Origin of the sequence: Synechococcus sp. CCAP 1479/10, assembly GCF_019038515.1 — a bacterium.
In the GTDB taxonomy this organism is placed as follows: Bacteria; Cyanobacteriota; Cyanobacteriia; order PCC-6307; family Cyanobiaceae; genus Cyanobium.
This window is the reverse complement of the sequence record NZ_JAFKRJ010000036.1, coordinates 1-544: the sequence shown is the minus strand read 5'-3', so window position 1 is coordinate 544 and position 544 is coordinate 1. Positions and strand designations below refer to the sequence as shown.

General features: G+C 61.9%; 1 pseudogene. It reads right to left on the bottom strand.

From position 1 onward, the window contains the following. Positions 1 to 544, bottom strand: a pseudogene (locus KUG39_RS13630) (Ig-like domain-containing protein); the annotation flags it as partial.

Here is a 544-nt window from a genome sequence, read left to right as displayed (position 1 = left end):
GTGGTGCCGCTGTCCTCGGCGATGGAGATGGTTTCGTTGGCGTCGCTGAAGTCGTCGTTGACCGGCGTCACGGTGATGGCGACGGTGTCGGCGTCCGAGAGGGGTGTGGCGCCACTGTCGGTGGAGAGAACGGTGAGGGTATCGGCGCCGTTGAAGTTGGGGTTGGGCAGATAAGAGATGGTGGCGAGAGCGGCATTGATCTGGGCCTGGCTGCCACTGAGGGTGAGGCTGCTGGTGCCATTGCCCCCATTGCTGATGGTGGCACCGTTGAGGGCGCCAATGGTCAGGATGCCGTTGGCAACCGTTAATCGCGTGCTGGCGAGATTGCCATCGACATCATTGACGGAAATGACATTCGCCCCGCTAAAGAAAAGGGAGGTCTCTTCATCGATGCTCTGGCCCGCTGGGACGGTGTTGACGGGCGGGTCGTTCGTCGGTGTGACCGTGATCGAAAGGGTGGAGGAATCGTTGAGGCCGGAACCGTCGGTGACGACGTAGGAGATCAGGGGAACCGGGCCGTTGTAGTTGGCGGCCGGCGTGAAGG